Raw genomic sequence first — 23,647 nt, 5'->3', positions numbered from 1 at the left:
CGGTCGTTCTGCCCGACCGGTAGAGTGCTTGCGCAAATGTCAGAGCCGATGAGTGGCTCTAGACAATGACGGACCTGTTTGAAACCGGGTCAGCCAATTTTCTTGAAGATCAGCGGTAAAGCAGCGCCAGCGTGATCGACGCAGTCGCCACTACGATCACAACCAAACCTGCCCCCATCCTCGCATAGTCAGTAAAGCGATAACCGCCCGGCCCCATCACCAGCAGGTTGTTCTGGTGCCCGATCGGGGTGAGAAAATCCGACGAAGCCCCGATGAGCACCGCCAGCAGCGCCGCATCGGGACTGATCCCGAGAAGCTGGGCCACATCGATCGCCAGCGGGCCCATTATCACGGCGGTCGCAACATTGTTCAGGAAGATAGAGAGCAGCATCGTGACCGTGCACAAGATGGCCAGCGTAGCCGCAAGCGGCATCCCGGCCAGTGCGTCCCCCAACCAATGCGCCGCGATTGCCGCAGCTCCGCTGTCGTCGAAGCTCTGGCCAACGGGGATCATCGCGGCGAGCAATATCACAACGGTCCAGTCGATCGACCTGTAGACTTCCTCGGCGGGCAGGAGCCTCAGCCCGGCGAGCAACGCTGCCGCGCCGAGGAACGCTATGGCGGGCGAAACCCCCAGCGACACGATACTGGCTATCGATAGACCGAAAATCGCGAGGATCAGGAAGGCGCGGGTGCGTGCGACCGGAGCCGGGTCGAGACGATCGATCTCCAGCAGCCGAGCGCGCGGAACGAAGCGGGCCAAATCGACTTGCGCGCCGCGGATGTAGAGTTGGTCTCCGGCGTGAATCTGCATTCGCACCAGTGGCTGCTTCTCGCGCGCCACGCGTGGTCCCACAGCGACCACCTCGAGAGTGCCTTCGCTCTGGCTGCGAATCTGGTCATACCCCGTTCCGATCAGGGTGGAGCCGTGCGCCACCGCGACACGAGCCGTTACGGCGTCCGATCCTCCGGAGCGTTGCGCTATCGTCTCCAGCCCGGTCTGCTCGGCGACCGTCCACTGGTTGGCGCGCGAAAGTACCAGCAGTCGATCCCCGGCAAGATAACCCTCACTGGGGGCCGCGCCTTCGCGGAAGCACGCGAGCAACCGCGCGCGTGCGGCTCGCAGACGATCTAGCAGTTCGGTTCGTCCCATGTTCTCCGACAGGGCAACCTCGAACACCCGCCACGGTGGGCGCTTCGCCCGTTCGGCGCTTTCGCGGATCGGCAGCAGCCGCCAGCCGATCCAGCTGAGGTAGATCAACCCCAGCAGCGCGACCGCGATGCCCACCGCAGACATGCTGAAGAAGCCGAACGGCGCGCCGAGCTCAGTCTCGCGTACCGAGGACAGGATCAGGTTGGCCGGGGTGCCGATCAAGGTCGTCATCCCGCCGAGAATGGTCGCGAAGGCAAGCGGCATAAGCGTGGCCGCGGGCGGAAGGCGGCCGTCGCGCGCGATCTCGGTGGCGATCGGCATGGTGATGACCAGCGCCGCGATGTTGTTCATGAAAGCCGACAGTACCATGGCCACGGCCAGCAGCGCGGTGAGGCGGAACAGGAAACTGGCGCGCTGCGGGATTACGACCTTGGCGATAGCCGAAGCTATGCCCGATAGCTCGACCGCGCGACCGACAACAAGGATCGCCGCGACCGCCAGGACAGCCGGATCGGCAAAGCCCAGAAACGCCTTGGCCGGGGTAACCAACCCGACCGCGAGACAGGCTAACAGCGCGATCAGCGCCACCAGATCATGCCGAACCTTCTCGCTGACGAACAGGATCAGCGCGCTGGCGAGAATGATGGCGCTGAGGGCCGCGCTGCTCATCACGTGCTGGACCGCGCAGCGACGCGGCGGAGCAGCCGTTCGATCGTCCCGCCCTGGACGATGACCGAGAACAACACCACCATATAGGTTGCGGCCAGCAGACCCGGGCGCGCCGCTTCACTCGCCAGACCGAGCGCGAGGGCGATCGAGATGCCCCCGCGCAGCCCGCCCCAGATCAGCGTCGGCGCCGCCAGCGGGCCTAGATCGAGCAGTCGCTTCATCAGCGTGAGCGGTAGCATGACCGCGACAGTTCGTGAGGCGAGCACCAGCGGAATGGCCAGACCGCCCAGCACCAGAAGTCGCGGATCTGCCGGGATGGTGACCACTTCGAGCCCGATCAGCAAGAACAACACCGCGTTGAGGATGTCGTCGATCAGTGCCCAGAACTTGTGGACGTACTCGCGCGTGGTGTCGCTCATGGCGTAGGCCATGCCGGCGTTGCCGATGACGAGGCCGGCCACTGCCATCGCTACGGGTCCGCTGACGTGGATCGCGCTCGCCAGGGCATAGCCGCCCATGACAACGGCGAGCGTGATCATCACCTCGACCTTGTACTCGTCGATCGAGCGCATGGCCCGAAAGGCGATCCAGCCGATCGCCAAGCCCAGCACGATCCCCCCGCCCGCCTCGAGGAGGAACAGGTGCGCCGCGCGGGCGAGCGAGAGCGGTTCGCCCGAAACTGCGGTTGCCAGCAGGATTGCGAAGACCACGACCCCGACCCCGTCGTTGAACAAGCTCTCACCCGCGACGGTTGCCTCGAGCACCGGCGAGACCTTCGCCCGCTTCAGCACGCTCATCACCGAAACCGGGTCGGTCGGACTGATCAGGGCACCGAACACGAGGCACCAGATCGGCGGGACGTCCAGCCCGACCAGTCGCCCGAGGGCATAGAAGCCAGCGCCGACCAGTGCGGTCGAAATCAGCACTCCGATCGTGCTCAGCACCAGTATCGGCCAGCGCCCCTTCTTCATCTCACTCCAGTCGACGTGGAGCGCGCCCGCGAACAGCAGAAAAGAAAGCATGCCGTCCATCAGCGTCGTGTGGAAATCGATCCCTGCGAGGAACCGCGCCACATCGGCACCCGCGGTGCTTCCCGGGAGCAGACGGTCGAGGCCGACCACAATCAGCGACGACACCGCGCCCATAATCGTCAGCCCGACCGATGGCGGCAATTTCAGGAAGCGAAAGTTCAGATACCCCAGCGTGGCGGCCAGGACGATCAGGATCGCTGCCGCATCGAATGGCGTCAGGGCAACTCCCCCGATCATGGCGCGCCCTCCCGTGCAGCAGCCGACAGGCGAAACGATTGTCCGGCCGGGGCGGTGGGTACGGCTCCGATTCCAGAGCTTTTCAGAATTGCCGCAATGGCAAGCGCGCGTCGCTGGGTCAGGTTAGGCGATTTCGCGGTCGTTTCGGGTAGCCCAGGCACGGCAAGCGCGCGGACATTCCATCGCCGCGCGGCCCACGCCGACGTCAACACCGCGTCACGCGCAGCGGGATCGAGCGTGTCGGCGTTGTCGGCAAAGGCTATGAGCGGCAACGGACCTTGCGGCGGGTTGATCGCAATATCCCAATCGTCGGCTTCCTGGTGCGAGCGCTGCTCGAGGGCACGATAGGTTGCAACAGAAGCTCCCGGAAGGGGTGCCGCAGCGACACTCGCCCGGCGATGATCGCGGTCGATCATCACGTCGTCTGGCGAAACGCCGGCCGCTAGGGCAAGCATTTGTGAAAGCGCGGCAATCTGCGCGGTTTGCGCGGATCCGGCATCTCCCGCCTGACGCATTTCCTCACGCTGGGCATCGATCGCGCCTGCGCCGGGCTCAAGCACTACCTGGTCTAGTTGCAGGCGGATCGGCTGGCCTACTTTTTCTCGAGGTCGGCCTGAAGCGCAGCGGTCCGCTGCATCCGCTTGCGCGGGGTTATGACCACAGACCGGGCCACAATAGGCGAGGCATCGAAGTTCACATCGAGTTGGGTCACCCGCGCGTCAGCCCCGAACCGGTCGGACAGGAGCGACCGAACTTGCGTGACGGTGACGGCCTCGATCGCGATCTGCTTGAGCGAAAGTCCTAGCGGTATCGCCATCGCAATGAACACAAGCGTGAGAACGACCGTCTGCGTCCAGCTCTGCTGGCTCGAAAGGAAATGGCCGAAACCGTAAAACCTGGCCATCACCGTTGCACACAGCGCGATGGTGACGAAGTTGGTTACGAACAGTGCCAGCGATCCTCCCAGCACAGCGAGGTTCCAGGTAGCGAGACCATAGCCGACCACCGCCAGCGGTGGCATCAGCGCGGTGGCGATGGCGACACCGACGACCGTGTCGCCGCGCCCGCGGATGATCGCAAAAGTACCGGCGAGCGCCGCAAACAAAGCCACCCCGAGATCGAAAAGATTTGGCCGCGTGCGCGCGACGATCTCGGCCGTGGGCGCCTGGAGCGGCGAGAGCGCGACGATCAGCGCGGTGAAAGCGACCGCACACACCGAGCCGGCCACGAGCGCAATCAGCGCGCGACGCATCTCGCTGAAATCGAACAACGCAAGACTGAAACCCAGACCGAGAATGGGACTCATCAGCGGGGAGATCAACATCGCGCCGATCACGACCGCGGGTGACGACAGAAGTAGACCGAGCACCGCGATGCCGGCTGACATCATCGTCATGAACAAGTACCGCGGTGACCAGCCGCTTTCCTCGATGATCCGTCCGATCACCTCCGCGTGATCGACGCTGCCCACAATGGTGCTGTGCCACCAGCGATACGGCGCGACCCCATCAAGTCTTTGATGGACAGCGTCGCCGATGCTTTCCGGGTGTGTCTGCTCCGCCATCCGGCCTCCCTGACCGCGACGCGGCAATGTTGAAGTATCTAATCACCTATACGACGGTCTATCCCTGACGAAGTCCGCGCGGCATGAACGACCTGCCGGACACACACTCGCGCGTTCGGCGAAATTCAGGCCGATCCGCCCTGTTGGTTCAACAATCCGGCGATAGCCGTCACGAGCTGCGCTGCAACGAATGGCTTCTGGATCATGGTGCTGCCCGGAACACCTTGGGCGCTATAGTCGATCGCGCTGTCACCCGAGACATAGATCACCGGCAAATCAGAACATCTCTCCCGTGCCAGGCGACCGAGTTCCCACCCGCTAAGCCCGGCGCCCAAGCGGATATCGGTGACCAGCGCGGACACCGCCTCGATACTCGTTTCGATAGCCTGTTCAGCCTCAGCGGGACTGTTGGAGAGGAGTACCTCGAAGCCTTCGGCTTCAAGTGCTTCCCGGACAAACATCGCGACGAGCGGTTCATCCTCGAACACCATGATCGAGATTTTCTGATCCAAAGATCCCTCCGCCCCCGAAGGACGGAGCCTTAACGACTGGCACAGCGTTTGGGTTCCACTGATCATACCACGTTTTGGGAAGGGACGTCGGATCGCATTTTCGGGTGCGGCAAGAACCCATCTTGGCGATGTGGTGCAGACGCCAATTCTCGCAGCGACACAAAGTCATCAAACGTGCGCACTCTTTGGAGTCGCCCATTGTTATTCGGGGTGTAATGGTCGCCTCCGGACGCAGCCGTCCATGACCTCGTCAGTCCGGTGCGCCATCGCGGGCCATCCCGCCAAGTCGGCCGTGCCAGGGGATGACGGGGCTTGTCCGCGCATATGGCCAAACACCAAAGGCCCATATTGCGGCCAACAGCGCGCGGTAGGTTATTCAGCTGTCACCAACGCACCACGTGCGGAACGATGAGCCGGCCAAGTGGCGCTCCTATGAGCACCGGCGCGCTGTGCCAGATGCCCATCCGCACGGGCGAGAATGGCGGTCGAACGCTCCTCCACCGCCACATCGTGCGCCAGCTGGTCAAGTTGGGAAGCTGGAACGGTGCGGGCTTCGCAGCCCATCTCCCAATTGCACGCGAATCTGGTCTCAAGACCGCGGTGATCGTTCAGATGAGAAACGGCGGGCGGATAATCAGCGCGGCCGTCCTATAAGTGATCACCGACCGCCTAAGCCGATCAGCCCGGGGTGCTTCTCGGGACGCGGTCCGGGGGTATCCCAGCAGAACCGACGCTGATCTTCGTTGATGGCGACGTCGTTGATTGATGCCTCGCGGCGGCGCATGAGCCCGTTCGCGGCGAACTCCCACAGCTCGTTGCCGTAGCAGCGAAGCCATTGCCCGTTTGTCCGACACTCGTACTGAAAACGCACCGCAATCCGGTTGTCCGTGTAGGCCCACAATTCCTTGATCAGGCGATATTCCTCCTCGCGACGCCACTTCTCTGCAAGAAAGGCGACGATTGCGGGGCGTCCCGAAAGGAACGTGTCGCGGTTCCGCCATTCGCTGTCGATTGTGTAGGCGAGCACCACCCGCGCTGGATCGCGGCTGTTCCAGGCATCCTCGGCCGCGCGGACCTTCCGCAGCGCAGTCTCGCGGGTGAACGGGGGCAGCGGTGGGCGCGGTGCTTCGACGTCAGTCATTAGGACGGGTCCTTCTTTGCGGCGAATTGGCGAAGTGCTGCATTTTCGGCTTCGAGTTCGGCTATGCGCGCGGTCAGCGGGGCGATCTCGGTCGCGGTGAAACGCGGCGTGATGTGTTGCGGGCAGTTCCAGTCGAACGCCTCGAGCCGGAGAACGAACGCGCGCTCGGCAATGCCGCGATAGCCGGGCAGGTCGAGTCTGGCGGCGAGGTCGGGATCGGCCGCAAGATCGCGCGCCTCGATCCGGGCGTAGAGCTTCAAGCGACGGCGGTGCGGATAATCCATCAGGATTAGCGCGACGCGATCGTTCGCGGTCGAGTTTCCCAAACTGATATACTGCCGGTTGCCGCGAAAGTCGGCGAAGGCCAGCGTGGTCTCGTCCAGCAGCTTGAGGAACCCCAGCGGGCCGCCGCGATGCTGGACGTAAGGCCAGCCACTTTCGGATACACTGGCCATGTAGAAGCTGTCTCGCGCCGCGATGAACTCCGCCTCGGTCGGAGTGAAGCGATCCGAGCGCCTTTGTTTGCCGACATTGTCGTAAAGCCCGGCGCTGCCGTTCGCGACCTGCGCAGCGAGGACGGCGGGGGTGGTGGCGATCTCGAGAAAGGCGTTTGCCATAGCGAGGGTCCGGAAATTGAGGGCCGTCGGCGAGCGAGGAAGCAACCCGCCGACGGCGGGGGTATCAGGCGGCTTGCGCAGCCCGGACGACCGGGAAGTCGATGTCGGTCTCGGCGACGTTGTTGACGTAGTTGGTGAACACGTTGAGCGCGACAGCCGCCACGATCTCGATCACCTGGGCTTCGGAAAAGCCGGCAAGGCGGACTTCGGCCAGATCGGCATCGCTGACCCGACCGCGCGCCTCGAGCACCTTGCGTGCGAACACCACCGCCGCATCGGCCTTGGCGTCACCCGAATGGCCAGCCCGGTTGAGCGCGATCTCGGTCTCGTCGATCTGCGCGAGGTTCAACCCGAGGTAGGTGTGCGCCGACAGGCAATAATCGCAGCCGTTGGCCTGGGCAATCGCCAGCGCGATCCGTTCGCGGGTTTTGGCATCGAGCGTGCGCCCCATCGCGCCGTTGAGGCCGAGGAAACCCTCGAGCGCGGCCGGGCTGGTGGCGACTAGGCGGAACAGGTTGGGTACGATGCCCAGCTGCTTTTCGACCGCATCGAGGAGGGGTTGCGACTTGGCGGGGGCATTTTCGCGGGAGGGGATGGTCAGGCGGGTCATGGCGTTCTCCGAAGCGCGGGCCGCTGGATGCCGTCCGCGGTTCGGAAGTGCACCAATTACCTTTTTGTGATAATATTCTCTATTGGCACATCATTCCTGCCAAATTCGGGATAATCATGGATCGCCTCGAAATGCTTCGTACATTCGTCGCGGTTGCCGACCGGGCGAGCTTTGCCGAGGCAGCGCGGCAACTGCGGATATCGCCAACCGCTGCAAGCCGCGCGATATCCACGCTCGAGCAGTCGCTCGGCACTGCGCTGTTGCGTCGCACAACCCGTTCGGTACGCCTGACCGAGGAGGGCGCACGATATGTCGAGCGGTGCCGGAGCGCGCTGGCCGACCTTGACGATGCCGCGATGGCGCTCCGCGGCGACGGTGCAGAACCTGGCGGAACGCTTGTGATTACCGCGCCGGTTACGTTCGGGCGGCTCCATATCCTGCCCATCGTAAACACCTTGCTGCGCCAGCATGCCGCGCTCAGGATCGAACTGACCCTGATCGATAGGGTTGTGCGGCTGGTCGACGAGGGGATCGACGTAGCGGTTCGCATCGGCGACTTGTCGGACTCTTCGCTCCATGCGCTCAGGGTTGCCGAAGTGCGGCGCGTGCTCGTGGCAAGTCCAGGTTACCTAAAAGTGCATGGAGCTCCGACGACCGTCGCCGCGCTTCATGAGCATCCGCTGGTCGCCTTTACCGAGCTAGACCGGGCCGACGAGTGGCGGTTCGGCCCCATGGGCAAGCCCGCGATCCGGATCGAACCGCGACTGACCGTGAATACCGCCGATGCCGCGATAGCATCAGCAATCGACGGCGTCGGGATCGCTCGCGTGCTGTCCTACCAGGCAATGGATGCGATCTCCGCTGGTCGCCTAACTCCCGTACTCGAGGATTTCGCTCCTCCGCCTTTGCCCGTACACCTAGTCTATCAGGCAAACCGCCGCACTTCGGTCAACGTGCGCGCCTTCATCGATGCCGCCCGCGTGCGCTTCGCCGCGCTGAATCTGGCCGGGGGCAGCGGATAGCGGCGTGAACGCAGCCCCACGGCCCGAAATGCCGCCGCGATTGCGCAACCGAATTGGCGCGAATTTGATTGTCAATTCGGCCTTCGCAAGCACCGTGTCTCACTTCCTTCACGGGGAAAGCGGACTGTCGGCTCACCGGTCCGGACTCATGAACGGCAACGGCCGATATGCCTGTGCTGAGCGGCCGGTCTGTTCTTCTACCCATTGCTATCGCACGTAGTTGGAGCAAGCTGCGCTGATGGAGCAGGCGAGCCCAGACTCGTTGGCATTTCGCGAGCGATTTGTTGCGTGGCTGATCGGCGAGGGCGCGCGTGCTCGCTCAATCCCCGACCTCCTCGACGGCTGGTGCAGCCTACTCAACCGCGAAGGCTTCGAAATCCATCGCTGCAATTTGGCGACCGAAGCTGTCCATCCTCTGGTCACGAACACCCGGCACGTGTGGTTTCCTCACTCGGCCGACCCGGGGGCGATCAATCCCGCCGTGATCATCGCGCGCCGCCAGTTTCAGCTCGGCGAAGCTATGGTCGATGAGATCCTGTTCAACACCGGCTCGCAGCGCAACCCCCAGTACCTGGCGAGCCCGTTCGCCAAAGTGGAGGAGGTTGGTGAACTCTACGAGCTGGTCCGGCCCACGGGTGAACAGCAGCCTTATCCCTTGTTCGACGATCTCGCGAAAGCTGGATGTAGCGCGTACTATGCGCGGCGCCTGACGAACTTTGCTGGTTTGCTGCAAAAGATCGGCCTGTCGACCATGCGTGCCGGTGGGCTAGACCCGGCGCGGCTCGCCGACCTGCGCTGGAGCCTCGACCTCTTCACGCTTCGCCTCGACACCGTGATGGAGAACATTGCCAAGGAGACACTGGCGCGATGCTATGTCGGCGTCGATCCGGGAAGGCGGGTCTGCGACGGGATGATCTCACGCGGTGCCATCGTTTCCGACGAGGCGGTCGTATGGTTCTCGGATCTGCGTGGGTTCACCACCATCGGCGAAACGCTTGATGAAGCGGGTCTGGTGACCTCGCTCAACGACTACTTCGACGCGGTTGTCCCCGCCATCTATGCCCAGGGCGGTGAGGTCCTGAAATACATCGGCGACGCGGTTCTGGCGGTGTTTCCCTATCGAGCCCACCCCGACCCGGGCAGCGCCTGCCGGGCTGCCCTCGATGCTGCACGAAATGGCACGCAGATGCTGAAGCGGATCAATGCCCGCCGAAGCGATGCCGGCCAACCGCTCCTTCGCCACGGGGTGGGTCTGGCGAGCGGAACCTTCTCTTATGGCAATATCGGTGCGCGCGAGCGGCTCGATTTCACCGCGATCGGCTCGACGGTAAATCTTGCGTCGCGGATCGAGGGGCTGACAAAGGAAGCTGGCCGGACTGTACTTTGCACCGGCGATGTCGGCCAGCAATCAGGCCTTGAGATGACATCCGTGGGCAGCTTTACACTCAAGGGCATCGCCCAGCCTGTCGAGCTGTTCACACCTGCGTGAACGCTCGGCGTACGAACAACGCAACCATGCAGTTCAGGGGGCCAACGCCGCCCGGGTCGTGAACCGTGGCCAGCGAAGTCTACGTTGTGGCTCCAGGCGCTATGGTTCAGCCAGCCGACCGCCAAGTTGCCGCTTCAACACCCTGGGAGGTTGCGCACCTCGGTGCGTTTTGGCCGCCGCCTGCCTGCGCCGCAACGGACGGCGTTAGGGTTACTGTTAGGGTCGCGAGATCAGTAAGCCTCGAATTGCCCGCAAAAGGGTCGCAAACTAAGCTAGTTCGAATCCCTCCCGCTCCGCCAAATATCGATTTTCGATGAACGCTGACGAACGCCAGCGGTCGCGCAAATCTTGCAGAATTACGGCGATTTTTTGAAAATCGAAGCCCGCCGCAGTTCGCCACGGTTCGCCTGTCTCCGCGTCCAAGATTATGACCATCTTTATGACTGGACGGATTGGGCGGACTGTGCGAGCAGTCGGGGTGCGATGCCCGTGCGAAACAAGCTCTCGGTCAAAGGCGTGGCTGCGGCCAAGAAACCCGGCGTCTACTCGGATGGAGGAGGCCTCTATCTGCGGGTAAGGCCAAGTGGGTCGAAGTCGTGGCTATTCATCCGAACGTCAAAAGGCCTTCGGCGGGAGCTGGGCCTGGGCTCAGCTCTCGACGTGTCGCTCGCCTTGGCGCGTGAGCGCGCGGAAGCCCTTCGCACACGCGCGACGAACGGGCTCGACCTCGTGCCCGCAAACAGTCTCAGCGACGCAGAAGCGCCCACAACCGTCACGTTCGAAGAGTTTGCCAAGGAGTACATCCGGAGCATCCAAGGTGGCTTCGACAATGCAAAGCACCGCCAGCAATGGCAGACGACGGTTGCAACCTATACGGCGTCATTTGCTCGCACGCCGATCGACAAGGTTGGCCGGGACAACATACTCGAGGTTTTGCGTCCGATCTGGCTGTCAAAACCCGAGACTGCCCGCCGCGTCCAACAGCGCGTGGCTCGCATCCTTGATGCGGCGAAAGTCAGGGGCCTGCGTCAAGGGGACAATCCCGCACAATGGCAGGGCAATCTCCAACTGCTGCTGCCACGTCAGGACAAGTCCGTGGCTCACCATGCCGCCCTTCCGTTTCGCGGTCTCCCAAACTTCATGAAGGACCTTGCGCAACGCCAAGGCACCGCAGCGCGAGCCCTCGAATTCACGATTTTCACTGCGGCGCGCTCGGGCGAAGTACTCGGGATGCGCTGGGAGGAGGTCGATCTCGAGAACCGATTGTGGACTGTTCCCGCCGATCGGATGAAGGCACGCGTCCAGCACGAGGTGCCATTGGATGCAGCCGCGACAGCGCTTCTCCGCTCGATGAAGACGCAGGCAACGATGCTGGAAGACTTTGTTTTCGGGGCGGAGCCGAAGAAGGCGCTATCCAATATGGCCATGACCGCACTGCTGCGGCGCATGGGACGAGGCGACATTACGGTTCACGGTTTTCGCTCGACCTTTCGAGATTGGGCCGGCGACGTCACGTCTCATGCGCGGGAAGACGTCGAAATGGCCTTGGCCCATACGATCGCCTCCAAGGCCGAGCGCGCATACCGGCGTGGACGCAGTCTCGAGAAGCGCCGTGTCCTAATGTCGGAATGGGCCGATTTTGCGAACGGACTGCAAAGAGCCTAATCCGCGCAACGCAAAGCCAAGCTAGCAAAGGCGTCCTAGCGCGGTGGCGTCGATGCCCTCCTTAGTCGGACGACGAGACCCTCGATGCTCTCTCTCAGTACCAATGTGCGACGTCCAATCCGGATCGCCTCTAGCTCGCCCGACGCGATGAGCTCGTAGAGCTTTGTCTTGCCGATATCGAGCAGCTCCATCGCCCGATCGACGCGCACGCAGAGCTGCTGACTCGCGCGAGCCGACACAGCTGGCGCGGCGCTTCGCGTTTCGCGGTTCGACATCGGGACTACCCTCGCCACGGGCGCAGCACCAAGTCGCGATGGACCAGCAGTCGGACCGAAGCGCCGGGGCGGATGGTGATCGTCGGCTGGATATCCAGCCCCTTGGCCACAACCTGCTCACCGGCCCGCGAGCCTCCTTGTTGGATCGACTCCCGCACCGCCCGAACGAGATCGCTCTCGCCGGATATCGACAGGTTCGCTCCCACCCCGAGCAGTGTCGAAAGCGCGACCCCCTTGAGCAGCGCCCAGGTATGGAAATCCACGCCATCGGCTAGTCCCGCGTATCCCGACGCATCGGTCGCGGGCACGTTGTCGATCGCCAGCGAGGAGCCGTCGGGCAGGAGCAGCCGCTGCCAGACGATCAGCGCGCGGCGCTGCCCGTAGGCAACCACGCTGTCGTAGGTGCCGAGAAGCCTCGCCCCTTGCGGGATCAGCAGCACTTGTCCCGTCGGACTGTCGTAGACCCGCTCGGTGACTTGCGCGGTGACCAGGCCGGGCAAATCGGAGTTGAGACCGGTAATCAGGCTGGCCGAAATGACGCTTCCGGCCGCCACCACAAAGGGGGATGCCGCATCCTCCAGCTGGTGCGCGCTGGCTCCGCCAACAGCTTGGGCAAGGCCGGCGCGCCGTGGCCGCGGGTTGTCCGCGAGCGAGGTGACCTGCCCGCTCGCTTCGGGCGAACTTAGCGCGGTCGCTGTGGACACGTCCGCATTACCGCCGGCGGGGCCTGAACCGACCCTGGCGAGCACGGCCGAGGACCTCGCAGCGCGACGCGCTTCGGCGATGCGCTCCCGCCGTTCCAGGATCAGGCGAGCGGCTTCGCTCTCGCGCTGGTCGTTGATGGGAGGTGCGCGCATCGCAGCATCCTCACGCGCCTGGTCTAGGATCGGCCGACCGAGATCGCCGGGCAGCGGCGAACCCAGGGTGGGCACGTCGCCATAGCTTCCAGGCAGCGCCGCGAGCGCGTCGCCCGGCTTTGCCGTCTCCAGTCGGCCGCCATCATCGACCGTGGCGGTGGCAAGGCTTGGAGGATCCAGCGCGAACCAGGCAATTGCGACCAGCGAGGCTGCGGCGCATCCCGCTACCCCCACGATGAGGCCGCGGCGAAAACGCACGACGCTAGCAGGGCGCCCTCGCAGCTCGAACGTCTCGGGATCGACTTTTTCGGGAAGCTGCTGGGACTCGGCGGTGGCGCTATCGCCTGCTTCCTCGGTCACGCCCCCTTCTCCTTTCGAGCGGAGTCGTGGGCGCCCTGGGCACGCACGATCCTTACTTTTTGCGGTTTCTTTGTCCCGAGCCGCAGCTCGGCGGCATCGAACAGCCGGTCGACGATGTAGTGGCGCCCGATGAGACGGTAGTTGACCAGTTCGGGCGAGCCATCGCTCCCGGTCACGAACAGCGGCGGCGCCTGGTCCGAAGCGAGGCTTGCAGGAAACTCGATAAACGTCTGGCGACCGTCGTCGAAAACCCGGAGCGGACGCCAGGTCGGCTTGTCGCCGCTGATCGCGTAGCCGAAGTTCAGGCGGTCCGGTGACACCCCGATTGACGCCGCGATCGGCCGCGCCATGCCGGTCGGGGCAGGTCGGAGCGCGAGCAGGGCATCGGCGGGATAGGTCCAGGATACTGCGACCACGGGCGCGCCGCCGCCGCTGGTCAGCAGGAGATGATAGACCCGGCGGTTGGTGGTGATCACCAGGTTGGTCGAGAGACCGGCATCGACCGGCTTGACCAGGACGTGCGCGCGCAGGTCGCCGCCGGCCCCGCTGGTGGTGTCCCCGATCACCCAGCGCGCGGTATCGCCGCTGGCGACCGCACCGAGAGTCTCCCCTGGCTCGAGCGCGATGTCGGTGACCCGGCCCGGAGCAGTGACCACTGAATATGTGGCGTTTTTGGTGAAGGCGAATGTCCTGACGGCGCTGCTGTCACCGGTCCACGCAGCAACTGCCGGTCGCGGTTTCGCCGGTTTCGCGGCTACGGGCACTGGCGCCCACGCCAGGGCGGCACCGACGAGAAAGAGGGGAGGGAAGCGGTGGGCGATCATCGATCGGTCTCCTCGGGAGCGGCGCGACCGGCGAGACCATCGCGCGCGTTGGGGGCTTGGGAGGGGTTTGCGGGAGGCGGTGTGCCTGGAACTGCCGGGCCGTCGAGCTCGCGGCTCCAGTCGATCGCATCGACGTAGATTCCGAGCGGGTTCTTCCGGAGCGTCTCGGCGTCGGACGGTGGCCGCATCTTTACGCCGAGGATCGCGGTCCACCGGCTGGTGCCGTCCTCGTCGCCACGCGCGTAGGCGGTCTCGCTCCATTTGACCTGGAACGAGCGCTCCGAGGCGCGGACCACGCTGGTCACTTGGACCGAGACCGTCTGCTCGCCGATCGCCTCGAACGGGCGGGCTTGGCGCGCATAGGCACCCAGGAACGTGGCGGCGCGCGGGGTCACGAAATCGTAGGCGGCGAGCCAGTCGCGCCGCATCAGGATCGGATCGAGCGACACCGTGCGGACGTGGCGAATGAACTCGGACAAGTGCCAGGCGATCTCCGGATCGTTCGGGGTGTGGCCCGGAACCACCGGAGCCAGCGCACGGACGGCGCCGAGCTTGTCGACCTCGACCACGTACGGCACGACCCGGCTCTGCGCCGATTGCCAGGCGAACGCTGCGGCAAGCCCCGCGGACAGGCCGAGCGCGCCAAACGCCATCCATCGCCAGTTGCGCGCCTGAACCCGGGCCGAACCGATCCGGTCGTCCCACAACTGCCCGGCGCGCTGGAATGGCGTCTCGGGCGCGGGTGTGCGCCCATAGCGCTGGACGCTGCGCTTGAAGATCATCTGCTAGTCCTCCTTTTCCTTGATGTCGGGGGTGGCGGACGCGCCGCCGCGGTCGCCTTCGCGCAGCGCGTGCAGCGCGACCTGGCGATGATGACGGCCGTCCTGGCGGCGTTGCAGCGCTTGCGCCCAGGGTGGCGCGGAGTCGGTCGCCGCGGACTGGCCGAGGCCGCCGTCGCGGTTGTCGTTGAGCGCCGACCACGCGGCCTGGCGACCGGTCGCGGCCGCTTCGCTCAGCCCGAGGGCAGAATCGGCGCGCTGCCTGAGCGCGCTGCCTGCGGCCTCGCCGACGCCCTTCAGGCCAGCGCCGACGCTGGGCGAGCCGCTCGTCTCCTGACCCAACCGGTAGGCGGTCTGGGCGGCCGCACCCATCGTCGTGCCCGAGCGGATCGCCCCGAGCGCCGCGCCGCCGGCAAACCGCGCGGCTCCGGCCGCGCCGGCTCCCGCCACAAACGTCGCTCCGGCGGCGCCCGCGACGGTGCCGAGCGCGGCGCCCGCGCCCAGCTGGGGCGCCCCCGCAACGAGACCGGAGGCCAGGCTGGGGCCGAAGATGCCGAGCCCGAACAGCGCCAGCGAGGCGAGGACCAGGCTCATCGCCTGGCCGATGTCGGGGTCCTGGCCGTTCAGCGCGGTGGTGAACTGGGCGAAGAAGCCCGAGCCGATCCCGACGATGACCGCCAGCACCATGACCTTGATGCCCGAGCTGACCACGCTGCCCAGCACCCGCTCGGCGAGGAAGCTGGTGCGGTTCCACAGCGCGAACGGGACCAGGATGAACCCGGCGAGCGTGGTCAGCTTGAATTCGATGATCGTGACGAACAGCTGCACCGCGAGCACGAAAAACGCGAGGATCACGATGGCCCAGGCGAACAGCAGCACCGCGATCACCAGGAAGTTGTCGAAGAAGGTGGTGAACCCGACCAGTTCGGAGACCTGCTCGAGCAGCGGCCAGGCCGCATCGAACCCGATCCGGGCGAGCCGTCCCGGCTTGAGCAGGTCGTCGGCGGAAATCGTCCCACCACCCGCGGTCAGCCCGGCGGCGGCGAACGAGCGGAAGACGATGTCGGCGAGCCGCGCGAAGTTGCCCAGAATGAAGGCGAACGCGCCGACGTAGAGGATCTTCCTGAGGAAGCGCCCGAGCACGTCCTGCTCGCCGCCCATCGCCCAGAACAGGCCGGCAAGCGTGATGTCGATGGCGATCAGCGCCGACGTCAGGAACGCGACATCGCCGCCCAGCAGGCCGAACCCGCTGTCGATGTAGCGGATGAAGTCCGCCATGAACTGGTCGATGACGCCGAGGTCCTGCATTCTGAGCAACCTGCTTGAGAAAACGGGGGATAATGCCGCGGGACGCGCGTTGGGGGGCACCGCACGTCCCGCGGCGGCGGCGGGACCGAGAGGAACGGCCCGCCGCTTGAGTCCGGCCTACCGAGGGGGTGCGGAAGCCGGGCGCGAGCCGAGGAAGCGGGCGGTCATCGCGCGGGCGTCCGCTTCGCCCTGCAGGCGGCGCGCGCGCTCGATCGCGTCGGCGCGGTTCTGCGCGGCGAGCATGTCCTGCAACTGGAACTGTTGCTTGGCGGCGAGCGCTAGGAGCTGGTTGGTCGCCTGCGCGGCCTGGAGGCCGCCTTCGGCGCCCTGGCTGCGCGCGACGATCGCCGACAGCGTCCGCGCATCGGCCTGGACGGCGCCGACCACGCCTGCCTGAACCTCGAGCGTGTGGCGCAGCGCCTCGCGCGCCGCCTCGAGGCGGCTCGATGCGGCCGCGACACGCGTCGCGGCCGGCGCCTGGCCCGGCTTGCCCGGAAACAACTTCTTGAACTGCGCTTCTATCTTCGCGCTGTCGAAGTCGATGTCTTGCGCGCGCGCCATCAGACCGTCGATTTTCGTGAGCGCCTGTTCGACTTCGCCGATTTCGGCGAAGTCGACCTTGCTGAGGTTCTTCGCCATGTCGCGCAGCATCGTCGCCTCGTTCTGGAGCGACTGGATCTGGTTGTTGATCTGCTCGAGCGCGCGCGCCGCGGAGAGCAGGTTCTGGCCGTAGTTGGTCGGGTCGAACACCGCCATCTGGGCTCGCGCTGGCGGCGCGAACGGCGGCAACGCGGTGGTGGTCGCGGCGAGCAGCGCGAGCGCGGGGGCGCAAGCGAGGCGGGGGCTGAAGAAGGCACGCGTGGTCATTGTCCGATCTCCTTGGTGGTCGGGGTTGGGAAGGTGTCGGCAGGGAGGCCCGCCGAGCGGTCGAACGCGGGGGCGAGCGTCGCCGCCCAGTCGAGGTCGCGCAGCGTGAGAAATCCGTGGAGGAAGTCGTCGGGCCCGGCTTCTTCGCGGACCAGGTCGATCAAGCGCTGGCTGTCGGGGTCCGAGGCACCGCACAGCGCCAGCGCGACCGGGCCGAGGCCGAGCGAGAACAACCGGTTCCCACGCGCCGATTGCAGATAGTAGTCGCGCTTGGGCGTGGCGCGGGCGACAAGTTCGATCTGGCGATCGTTGAGCCCGAACCCCTCGTAGGCGGCGCGCAGCTGCGGCTCGACCGCGCGGTCGTTGGGCAAGAAGATCCGTTGCGGACAGCTCTCGAGGATGGCGGGAGCGATGCTGCTGCGCGCGATGTCGGCGAGGCTCTGGGTGGCGAAGACCACCGAGACGTTCTTCTTGCGCAAGGTCTTGAGCCATTCGCGGATCCGCGCCGCGAACAGCGGGTGGTCGAGGAAGATCCAGGCCTCGTCGAGTACCAGCAGCGTCGGGCGCCCATCGAAGCGCGCCTCGATGCGGTGAAACAGGTAGGCGAGGACCGGCGCGACCACCGCGGCGTGGCCGAGCAGCGCCTCGGTCTCGAAGCACACCGCATCGCCCAGCGCGACCTCGCTCTCGGCCGCGTCGAGCAGCGCGCCGAACGGCCCGTCGAGCGTGTAGGGCGCGAGCGCGGTGCGCAGGGCGTTAGACTGCAGCAGAAGCGAGAGCCCGGTCAGCGTTCGCTCTTCGGGGGGCGCGGTGGCGAGGTTTTCGAGCGCCAGCCAGATCTGGTCCCTGGCTTCGGGCGTCACCGCGCCGCCCTCGTGCGCGATGAGGGCGGCGATCCATTCCGCCGCCCAGGCGCGTTCACCCGGGGCGTCGATTCCGCGCAGCGGCTGGAACGCGAGCATGCGCTCGTCGGCGCCGCCGAGACCGAGCGGGTAGTGCGCGCCGCCCATCGCCAGGATCGCCGCGCGCGCCGACCAGCCCTTGTCGAAGACGAAGATCTGCGCGTCCGGGTAGCGGCGGAATTGCAGGGTCAGCAGCGCGAGCAGCACCGATTTGCCTGCACCGGTCGGTCCGACCATGAGCATGTGGCCGACGTCGCCTACGTGGAGCGACAGCCGGAACGGGGTCGAGCCGGTGGTGCGCGCATGGAGCAGCGGGGGCCCGGCAAGATGCGCGTCGCGGGGCGGGCCCGCCCAGACCGCCGAGAGCGGCATGAGGTGGGCGAGGTTGAGGGTGTGGACCAGCGGCTGGCGGACGTTGGCATAGACCTGGCCCGGGAGCGAGGACAGCCAGGCCTCGACCGCGTTGACGCTTTCGCGAACGCAGGTGAACCCGAGCCCGTGGACGATTCGCTCGAGCGCGCGGACCTTGTCGTCGGCGCGCGCGGAGTTTGCGTCCCACACCGTCAGCGTGGTCGTCAGGTACCCGAACCCGACGTAATCGCCGCCCAGCGCCTGGAGCGCGCAGTCCGCATCGGCGACCTTGTTGTCGGCGTCGCTGTCGGTCAGCGCGGCGGGCTGGCTGTACATCACCTCGCGCAGCACCGCGGTCAGCGACTTGCGCTTGTTGAACCACTGCCGACGGATCCTGGTCAGGGTTTTGATCGCGTCGGCGCGATCGAGCGGGATGAACCGGGTGACCCAGCGATAGGGAAACGCCGCGCTGTTGAGCGCGTCGAGTTGCGCGGGCCGGCTGACGTTGGGAAAGCCTAGCACGGTCAGCGTGCGCAAGCAGTGCCCGCCGAGGCGGGGTGCGAGGCCGCCGATGAGCGGGGTGTCGGCGAGCAACCCGTCGAGGTACATCGGGGTTTCGGGGACGGCGACCGGGTGCGCGCGATCCGACACCGTCGCGTGGAGTGCGGTGAGGAGCTCGCCCGAATCGAGCGCGCGGACCTCGGGCATCAGCGCGGCGAGCAGGTCGGCAATGCGGTCGGTCTCGGCGACGAACCGGGCGAGTGCGCCGCTCCAGTCGCGGCTGCCGTCGGCTTCGGGGCGCTCGACGAAGCGGCGCCCGGCGGCGTCGCCGGCATCGGCGGGCGGCATCCACGTGAGGCCGAGGTGGAAATGGCTTTCGAAGTGCGCGTCCGCGGCCTCGAAGTCGGCGCGGCGCTCCTCGTCGACCAGCCACGAGGCGGCGTCGGGGAACCGGCTCGCGGGATAGTCGGCAGCCTCGCGGCGCGCGGCCTCGAAGAACAGCGCCCAGCCACTGCCGAGCCGCTTGAGCACGTTGTTGACTCGCGCGCAGATCGCGACGAGCTCGGCCTCGGTCGAGCTCTCGAGGTCGGGCCCGCGATAGGCCAGCATCCTAAGGAAGCTGCCGTCCTTGTTGAGTACCACGCCCGGCGCGACCAGCGCCGCCCAGGGCAAGTGGTCGGCGAGCCAGTCGCCGCGGCGGCGGTATTCGTGCAAGGCTAGCATCCCAGGTACCCCCGCTGGCGCAAGTGACGGACGAGCACGGGCGCGAAGTCGGGATCGCGCTTGGCCGCGAACACCGCGAGGGTGTGCCCGAGCATCCCGACCACGAGACCGGCGAGCCATTGCTGGAGTCCGAGCCCGAGCGCCGCGGCGATCGTCCCGTTCAGAATCGCGACGCCGCGCGGCGCGCCGCCGAGCAGGATCGGCTGATGCAGCGCGGCATGGATCGGCGCTTCGAAACCCTCGATCCGGCTCATCCGACGAGCGCCCCGCCGCCGAAGCTGAAGAACGAGAGGAAGAACGACGAGGCGGCAAACGCGATCGACAGCCCGAACACGATCTGGATCAGCCGGCGGAAGCCGCCCGAGGCCTCGCCGAACGCCAGGGTCAGACCGGTGGTGATGATGATGATCACCGCGACGATCTTGGCGACCGGACCCTGCACCGATTCCAGAACTTTCTGGAGCGGCTCTTCCCACGGCATTCCCGATCCGCTGGCCCAAGCCGGCGCGGCACAGGCCGCCCAGGCCAGGACCGCGACGAGGCGGGCAAGACGGGTTGGTCGGGTGGCTTGGCGGTTCATCGGTGTTCTCCTGGTGGGTGGGGTTCGAGCGGCAGGGCGCGCAGGCGGTAGGCTCCGGCTGCGTCGAGCCCCGCGACTTCGGCGATGGTTTCGACGCGGCGCGCTGCGCCGCGGCCGGCCAGGAACACGACCAGCTCGACGGCTTCGGCGATCAGCGCGCGCGGTACGGCGAGAGTCGCCTCCTGGACGAGTTGCTCGAGCCGGGTCAGCACCGCGGCCGCGCTGTTGGCGTGAACCGTCGCGATCCCGCCGGGATGGCCGGTGTTCCATGCCTTGAGCAGGTCGAGCGCCTCGGGGCCGCGGACTTCGCCGACCACGATCCGGTCGGGACGCAGTCGCAGCGTCGAGCGCACCAGTTCGGCGATCGTCGCCGCGCCCATCCGCGCGCGCAGCGCGACCGTGTCGGCGGCGGGCGACTGAAGCTCGCGGGTGTCCTCGATCAGGATCACCCGCTCGTCGCGCCCTGCCATCTCGCCGAGCAGCGCATTGGCGAGCGTCGTCTTGCCCGAACTCGTCCCGCCGGCGACCACGATATTGCGGCGATCGCGGACCGCGGCGGCGAGCACGCCCGCGGCGTGCGCGGTCATGATGCCGTCGGCGACATAGTCGGCCAGCGTGTGGATGCGGGTCGCGGGCTTGCGGATGGCAAAGCACGGCGCGCTCGCGACCGGGGGCAAGATGCCCTCGAAGCGCTCGCCCGTACCGCGCCCATGGGCGGGCAACTCGGCCGAGACGATCGGTGCGCCGGCATGGACCTCGCTACGCGCGTGGGCGGCGACCAGGCGGATGATACGCTCGATCTGGGCGGGTTCGAGGCGCACGCCGGTGTCGACCACGCCTTCGCCGAGCCGGTCGAGGCGCAGCGCGCCGTCGGGATTGACCATGATCTCGATCACGGCGCTGTCGGCGAACGCGGCTTCGATCGCCGGACCAAGCGCGGTCCTGAGCATCGCGCGGCGGCGCTCGAGGGCAAGCGGCTCGCTCATCCGGCGTCACCCGACGCTTCGGCGACCAGCGCCCGGCGGCTGCCCGCGATCTGGCGGCCGACCTCGGCGACGAAGTCCTGGAAGCGGCGGCGTCCCACCGCGATCGCGGCGGCGTCGCCCTCGGGCAACGGCGCGGTGACCGTCAGCTGGTGCTGGATAAACAGCGAGAGGCTTTCGAGCACGACCTCGAGATCGCGGCGGGTCAATGCGATCTCGCGCGACAGCCGATCGAGCCGGGTCCGGAACAGCGTGTCGGCTTCGTGGCTCGCGCGTCGCGCGAGCCAGGCGGCGAGCGCATCGTTGACCATCCGCGACTTGTTGGTTCCCGGCGCGCTGGCCAGCGCCTCGAGCGCGTCGGTCACCGCGCGGTCGAGGTAGAGGTTCTGCCGGACCTTCATATCGCCAACCCGGTCGGGGGACCGTCGGGTTCTTCGGTCTGGTTGAGCCCATGCGCGGTGGCACCGAGGTTCGGGCCGCGCGTCAGGTCGGCGAGGCGAGTCGTCGCCGCCTGATCGACGTCGTCTTCGTCGCTCGACGTGTCCGGCTCGCGTTCGGCTTGGGCGCTTGGGTCGTGCTCGCCCAAATCGGGCGCCTGTTGCCGCTCGAGATCGGCCCCGGCTTCTTCTCCGCCGTCGGGGGCGTCCGCCGCAAGGCGCGTGTCGTGGAACCGCTCCTGATTGGTCCAGTCGTGTCCCCGCGGCGGCGGCAGGTCGGCGAATCCGTTCGCGCCAAGCGCGGGCGCGGGCAGGCAGCGCGCCTCAAGCAGCGGTTCCTTGTGATAGCGCAGCTTGCGCGCGCGGATCGGCGGCGTGCCCGCGACCAGGACGAGCTGATCGTTGGCCGGCAGCTGCATGACCTCGCCGGGCGTGAGCAGCGCGCGGGCCGTTTCCTGGCGGCTGACCATGACGTGCGCCAACCATGGCGCGAGGCGGTGCCCGGCGTAGTTGCGCATCGCGCGCTGCTCGGTCGCGGTCCCCAGCGCGTCGGAGATCCGCCGCGCGGTGCGCTCGTCGTTGGTCGCGAAGGCCACGCGGACGTGGCAGTTGTCGAGGATCGCGTTGTGCTCGCCATAAGCCTTCTCGATCTGGTTGAGCGACTGGGCGACGAGGAAGGCGCGGATCCCGTAGCCCGCCATGAACGCGAGACTGGTCTCGAAGAACTCGAGCCGGCCGAGCGCGGGGAACTCGTCGAGCATCATCAGCACGCGGCGGCGTTTTGCCAGCGTCGTGGGGTTCTCTTCCTCGGTCAGCCGGCGGCTGATCTGGTTGAGGATCAGCCGGATCAGCGGCTTGGTCCGGCTGATGTCCGACGGCGGCACCACGAGATAGAGCGAGACCGGGCGGGGCCCCTCGACGAGATCGGCGATCCGCCAGTCGCAGGCCGAGGTTATCTGCGCGATCCGCGGATCGCGGTAGAGCGCCAGGAACGACAGCGCGGTAGAAAGCACGCCCGAACGCTCGTTCTCCGACTTGCTCAGCAGCTCTCGTGCGCACTCGGCCACGATTGGATGGACTTGCGGGCTCTCGGCGGTGCCCAGGTGGTTGGTGGCCAGCATGCGGCCAAGCGTGGCGACGAAGCTGCGCTGGGGGTCGGCGAGCAAGCGGGCGACCCGCCGCAAGGTTTTTTCGGGCTCGGCGTAGAGCACGTGGAGGATGGTTCCGACCAGCAGCGCATGTGCAGTGCGCTCCCAGTGGTTGCGACGCTCGAGCGCACCCTCGGGATCGACCAGGATGTCGGCGATGTTCTGGACGTCGCTGACCTCCGCGACGCCGCGGCGGACCTCGAGCAGCGGATTGTAGCGCGCCGATTGAAGATTGATGGGGTTGAACAGCAGGCAGTGCGAGAAGCGCGCGCGCCATCCCGCGGTCAGCTCCCAGTTCTCCCCCTTTGATGTCATGGACGATGACCGAGCCGGTCCACGCGAGCAGCGTCGGCACGACCAACCCCACGCCCTTGCCCGAACGGGTCGGCGCGAACGCCATGACATGCTCGGGTCCGTCGTGGCGCAAGAAATCCCCGTAGTAGCGGCCTAGCATCACGCCGCGGTGGCCGAGCAGCCCGGCCTTCGCGACTTCGGCCGCCGATGCCCATCGCGCGGAGCCGTAAGTGGTGACGTCACGCGATTGCCGGGCGCGCCACAACGAGCCGGCGATGGCCGCGGCGCAGCCGAGGAACCCGCTGGCACCCGCCAGCATGCCGGCCTTGTCGAAGACCTGCGGTGCGTAGGCCTCGTAGTGGTACCACCACGCGAACAGCTGCCACGGGCGGTAAACCGGCACCCCGGCGAGGCCGAACCACGCGAGGCCGAGCCTGGGCTGGTAGCCGAGCATTACCGCCGCCCATTGGGTCGCCGCCCAGACGCCCCCGATCACGAGGGCGAACACGATCGCGATCTGGCCGAGAAGCAGCTTGGTCGGGGTCACGGGGAAGGCTCCTGCCGGAGCAGCCCGGCACGCGCAGAATTCGCCGATCGCATCCACCAGGCACAGGGTGGTGATCGGCCGAGATCGGCCGAGATTGGCCGGATTTGGCGGTCCCGCCCGGCCGCGTCCCGATCGAATGGACGAATCTCTCCAGGTTGCCCGTGCAAGAACTTTTCCAGGGGGGAGGGGGCCGCTCCACCG

Annotated in this window: 23 protein-coding genes and 1 pseudogene; 4 read left to right on the top strand and 20 right to left on the bottom strand. The window is 66.6% G+C overall.

Annotation, left to right across the window (positions count from 1 at the left end; genetic code table 11):
* Positions 1-109: 109 nt before the first annotated feature.
* The 5 genes from GKE62_RS05730 to GKE62_RS05715 all read right to left on the bottom strand — a co-directional run bounded on the left by GKE62_RS05730 (position 110) and on the right by GKE62_RS05715 (position 5,166).
* Positions 110-1,822, bottom strand: coding sequence for an SLC13 family permease (locus GKE62_RS05730; RefSeq protein ID WP_154691404.1), 1,713 nt, complete (start codon positions 1,820-1,822; stop codon positions 110-112).
* Complete coding sequence (locus GKE62_RS05725; protein ID WP_154691403.1) at positions 1,822-3,090, bottom strand: sodium:proton antiporter; 1,269 nt, start codon at positions 3,088-3,090, stop codon at positions 1,822-1,824. Before GKE62_RS05725 ends, GKE62_RS05730 begins: the two co-directional genes overlap by 1 nt.
* Positions 3,087-3,650, bottom strand: coding sequence for a hypothetical protein (locus GKE62_RS18805; RefSeq protein ID WP_230206944.1), 564 nt, complete (start codon positions 3,648-3,650; stop codon positions 3,087-3,089). Before GKE62_RS18805 ends, GKE62_RS05725 begins: the two co-directional genes overlap by 4 nt.
* A gap of 32 nt (positions 3,651-3,682) precedes the next feature.
* Complete coding sequence (locus tag GKE62_RS18800; protein WP_230206943.1) at positions 3,683-4,654, bottom strand: DUF389 domain-containing protein; 972 nt, start codon at positions 4,652-4,654, stop codon at positions 3,683-3,685.
* 125 nt (positions 4,655-4,779) lie between these two features.
* Positions 4,780-5,166: a response regulator gene (locus tag GKE62_RS05715; RefSeq protein WP_230206942.1), complete on the bottom strand. Its 387-nt coding sequence runs from the start codon at positions 5,164-5,166 to the stop codon at positions 4,780-4,782.
* Between the two features lie 432 nt (positions 5,167-5,598).
* Between GKE62_RS05715 and GKE62_RS05710 the strand changes: the two genes are divergently transcribed.
* Entirely contained in the window at positions 5,599-5,820 is a 222-nt protein-coding gene (locus tag GKE62_RS05710) for a DUF1223 domain-containing protein (protein WP_230206941.1), read from the top strand.
* 4 nt (positions 5,821-5,824) lie between these two features.
* On the opposite strand, the gene GKE62_RS05705 is transcribed toward GKE62_RS05710, so the two are convergent.
* The 3 genes from GKE62_RS05705 to GKE62_RS05695 form a co-directional block, all read right to left on the bottom strand.
* Positions 5,825-6,307, bottom strand: a complete 483-nt coding sequence (locus GKE62_RS05705; RefSeq protein ID WP_154691400.1) for a nuclear transport factor 2 family protein — start codon at positions 6,305-6,307, stop codon at positions 5,825-5,827.
* Entirely contained in the window at positions 6,307-6,924 is a 618-nt protein-coding gene (locus tag GKE62_RS05700; RefSeq protein ID WP_154691399.1) for a pyridoxamine 5'-phosphate oxidase family protein, read from the bottom strand. The genes GKE62_RS05705 and GKE62_RS05700 overlap by 1 nt, the downstream gene beginning before the upstream one ends.
* A gap of 64 nt (positions 6,925-6,988) precedes the next feature.
* Positions 6,989-7,534 carry a carboxymuconolactone decarboxylase family protein gene (locus GKE62_RS05695; RefSeq protein WP_154691398.1) on the bottom strand — a complete coding sequence of 182 codons (546 nt, stop codon included), beginning with the start codon at positions 7,532-7,534 and terminating at the stop codon, positions 6,989-6,991.
* A 131-nt stretch (positions 7,535-7,665) separates the two neighbouring features.
* On the opposite strand from GKE62_RS05695, the gene GKE62_RS05690 reads away from it, so the two are divergent.
* The 3 genes from GKE62_RS05690 to GKE62_RS05680 all read left to right on the top strand — a co-directional run bounded on the left by GKE62_RS05690 (position 7,666) and on the right by GKE62_RS05680 (position 11,710).
* Positions 7,666-8,556 (top strand): LysR family transcriptional regulator, encoded by an 891-nt coding sequence (locus GKE62_RS05690; protein ID WP_230206940.1) that lies wholly within the window; start codon positions 7,666-7,668, stop codon positions 8,554-8,556.
* A gap of 391 nt (positions 8,557-8,947) precedes the next feature.
* A complete protein-coding gene (locus GKE62_RS05685; RefSeq protein WP_230206939.1) occupies positions 8,948-10,045 on the top strand; it encodes an adenylate/guanylate cyclase domain-containing protein in 1,098 nt (365 codons plus the stop codon).
* Between the two features lie 348 nt (positions 10,046-10,393).
* Entirely contained in the window at positions 10,394-11,710 is a 1,317-nt protein-coding gene (locus tag GKE62_RS05680; RefSeq protein ID WP_230206938.1) for a site-specific integrase, read from the top strand.
* A 35-nt stretch (positions 11,711-11,745) separates the two neighbouring features.
* Here the strand turns inward: GKE62_RS05680 and GKE62_RS05675 are convergent, their stop codons facing one another.
* The 12 genes and pseudogenes from GKE62_RS05675 to GKE62_RS05620 form a co-directional block, all read right to left on the bottom strand.
* A complete protein-coding gene (locus GKE62_RS05675; RefSeq protein ID WP_154691395.1) occupies positions 11,746-11,985 on the bottom strand; it encodes a helix-turn-helix domain-containing protein in 240 nt (79 codons plus the stop codon).
* Positions 11,986-11,990: 5 nt separating this feature from the next.
* Positions 11,991-13,202: a TrbI/VirB10 family protein gene (locus GKE62_RS05670; RefSeq protein WP_154691394.1), complete on the bottom strand. Its 1,212-nt coding sequence runs from the start codon at positions 13,200-13,202 to the stop codon at positions 11,991-11,993.
* The gene (gene trbG, locus GKE62_RS05665; protein ID WP_154691393.1) at positions 13,199-14,026 is read right to left on the bottom strand and encodes a P-type conjugative transfer protein TrbG; all 828 of its coding nucleotides are present in this window, start codon (positions 14,024-14,026) and stop codon (positions 13,199-13,201) included. The genes GKE62_RS05670 and trbG overlap by 4 nt, the downstream gene beginning before the upstream one ends.
* Positions 14,023-14,808 (bottom strand): conjugal transfer protein TrbF, encoded by a 786-nt coding sequence (gene trbF, locus GKE62_RS05660; protein ID WP_154691392.1) that lies wholly within the window; start codon positions 14,806-14,808, stop codon positions 14,023-14,025. Before trbF ends, trbG begins: the two co-directional genes overlap by 4 nt.
* Before the next feature lie 3 nt (positions 14,809-14,811).
* Positions 14,812-16,113, bottom strand: coding sequence for a P-type conjugative transfer protein TrbL (gene trbL, locus GKE62_RS05655; RefSeq protein ID WP_154691391.1), 1,302 nt, complete (start codon positions 16,111-16,113; stop codon positions 14,812-14,814).
* A 117-nt stretch (positions 16,114-16,230) separates the two neighbouring features.
* Positions 16,231-16,980, bottom strand: coding sequence for a P-type conjugative transfer protein TrbJ (gene trbJ / locus GKE62_RS05650; RefSeq protein WP_154691390.1), 750 nt, complete (start codon positions 16,978-16,980; stop codon positions 16,231-16,233).
* Positions 16,977-19,457: a conjugal transfer protein TrbE gene (gene trbE / locus GKE62_RS05645; protein WP_154691389.1), complete on the bottom strand. Its 2,481-nt coding sequence runs from the start codon at positions 19,455-19,457 to the stop codon at positions 16,977-16,979. The genes trbJ and trbE overlap by 4 nt, the downstream gene beginning before the upstream one ends.
* Positions 19,451-19,711 (bottom strand): VirB3 family type IV secretion system protein, encoded by a 261-nt coding sequence (locus tag GKE62_RS05640; RefSeq protein WP_154691388.1) that lies wholly within the window; start codon positions 19,709-19,711, stop codon positions 19,451-19,453. The genes trbE and GKE62_RS05640 overlap by 7 nt, the downstream gene beginning before the upstream one ends.
* Complete coding sequence (locus tag GKE62_RS05635) at positions 19,708-20,037, bottom strand: TrbC/VirB2 family protein (protein WP_154691387.1); 330 nt, start codon at positions 20,035-20,037, stop codon at positions 19,708-19,710. The genes GKE62_RS05640 and GKE62_RS05635 overlap by 4 nt, the downstream gene beginning before the upstream one ends.
* The gene (gene trbB, locus GKE62_RS05630; RefSeq protein ID WP_154691386.1) at positions 20,034-21,023 is read right to left on the bottom strand and encodes a P-type conjugative transfer ATPase TrbB; all 990 of its coding nucleotides are present in this window, start codon (positions 21,021-21,023) and stop codon (positions 20,034-20,036) included. Before trbB ends, GKE62_RS05635 begins: the two co-directional genes overlap by 4 nt.
* Complete coding sequence (locus GKE62_RS05625) at positions 21,020-21,421, bottom strand: CopG family transcriptional regulator (RefSeq protein ID WP_154691385.1); 402 nt, start codon at positions 21,419-21,421, stop codon at positions 21,020-21,022. Before GKE62_RS05625 ends, trbB begins: the two co-directional genes overlap by 4 nt.
* Positions 21,418-23,446, bottom strand: a pseudogene (locus tag GKE62_RS05620) (conjugal transfer protein TraG). Before GKE62_RS05620 ends, GKE62_RS05625 begins: the two are co-directional and overlap by 4 nt.
* Between the last annotated feature and the right edge of the window lie 201 nt (positions 23,447-23,647).

The organism is Novosphingobium sp. Gsoil 351 (assembly GCF_009707465.1).
In the GTDB taxonomy this organism is placed as follows: Bacteria; Pseudomonadota; Alphaproteobacteria; order Sphingomonadales; family Sphingomonadaceae; genus Novosphingobium.
This window is presented reverse-complemented; position numbering and strand designations above follow the sequence as displayed.

Excerpts from the sequence above, each read along its gene's own strand:
- GKE62_RS05730 (WP_154691404.1), bottom strand. The coding sequence starts at position 1,822 with ATGAGCAGCGCGGCCCTCAGCGCCATCATTCTCGCCAGCGCGCTGATC.
- GKE62_RS05725 (WP_154691403.1), bottom strand. The coding sequence starts at position 3,090 with ATGATCGGGGGAGTTGCCCTGACGCCATTCGATGCGGCAGCGATCCTG.
- GKE62_RS18800 (WP_230206943.1), bottom strand. The coding sequence starts at position 4,654 with ATGGCGGAGCAGACACACCCGGAAAGCATCGGCGACGCTGTCCATCAA.
- GKE62_RS05710 (WP_230206941.1), top strand. The coding sequence starts at position 5,599 with ATGAGCACCGGCGCGCTGTGCCAGATGCCCATCCGCACGGGCGAGAAT.
- GKE62_RS05705 (WP_154691400.1), bottom strand. The coding sequence starts at position 6,307 with ATGACTGACGTCGAAGCACCGCGCCCACCGCTGCCCCCGTTCACCCGC.
- GKE62_RS05700 (WP_154691399.1), bottom strand. The coding sequence starts at position 6,924 with ATGGCAAACGCCTTTCTCGAGATCGCCACCACCCCCGCCGTCCTCGCT.
- GKE62_RS05695 (WP_154691398.1), bottom strand. The coding sequence starts at position 7,534 with ATGACCCGCCTGACCATCCCCTCCCGCGAAAATGCCCCCGCCAAGTCG.
- GKE62_RS05690 (WP_230206940.1), top strand. The coding sequence starts at position 7,666 with ATGCTTCGTACATTCGTCGCGGTTGCCGACCGGGCGAGCTTTGCCGAG.
- GKE62_RS05675 (WP_154691395.1), bottom strand. The coding sequence starts at position 11,985 with ATGTCGAACCGCGAAACGCGAAGCGCCGCGCCAGCTGTGTCGGCTCGC.
- trbG (WP_154691393.1), bottom strand. The coding sequence starts at position 14,026 with ATGATCGCCCACCGCTTCCCTCCCCTCTTTCTCGTCGGTGCCGCCCTG.
- trbF (WP_154691392.1), bottom strand. The coding sequence starts at position 14,808 with ATGATCTTCAAGCGCAGCGTCCAGCGCTATGGGCGCACACCCGCGCCC.
- trbL (WP_154691391.1), bottom strand. The coding sequence starts at position 16,113 with ATGCAGGACCTCGGCGTCATCGACCAGTTCATGGCGGACTTCATCCGC.
- trbJ (WP_154691390.1), bottom strand. The coding sequence starts at position 16,980 with ATGACCACGCGTGCCTTCTTCAGCCCCCGCCTCGCTTGCGCCCCCGCG.
- trbE (WP_154691389.1), bottom strand. The coding sequence starts at position 19,457 with ATGCTAGCCTTGCACGAATACCGCCGCCGCGGCGACTGGCTCGCCGAC.
- GKE62_RS05640 (WP_154691388.1), bottom strand. The coding sequence starts at position 19,711 with ATGAGCCGGATCGAGGGTTTCGAAGCGCCGATCCATGCCGCGCTGCAT.
- GKE62_RS05635 (WP_154691387.1), bottom strand. The coding sequence starts at position 20,037 with ATGAACCGCCAAGCCACCCGACCAACCCGTCTTGCCCGCCTCGTCGCG.
- trbB (WP_154691386.1), bottom strand. The coding sequence starts at position 21,023 with ATGAGCGAGCCGCTTGCCCTCGAGCGCCGCCGCGCGATGCTCAGGACC.
- GKE62_RS05625 (WP_154691385.1), bottom strand. The coding sequence starts at position 21,421 with ATGAAGGTCCGGCAGAACCTCTACCTCGACCGCGCGGTGACCGACGCG.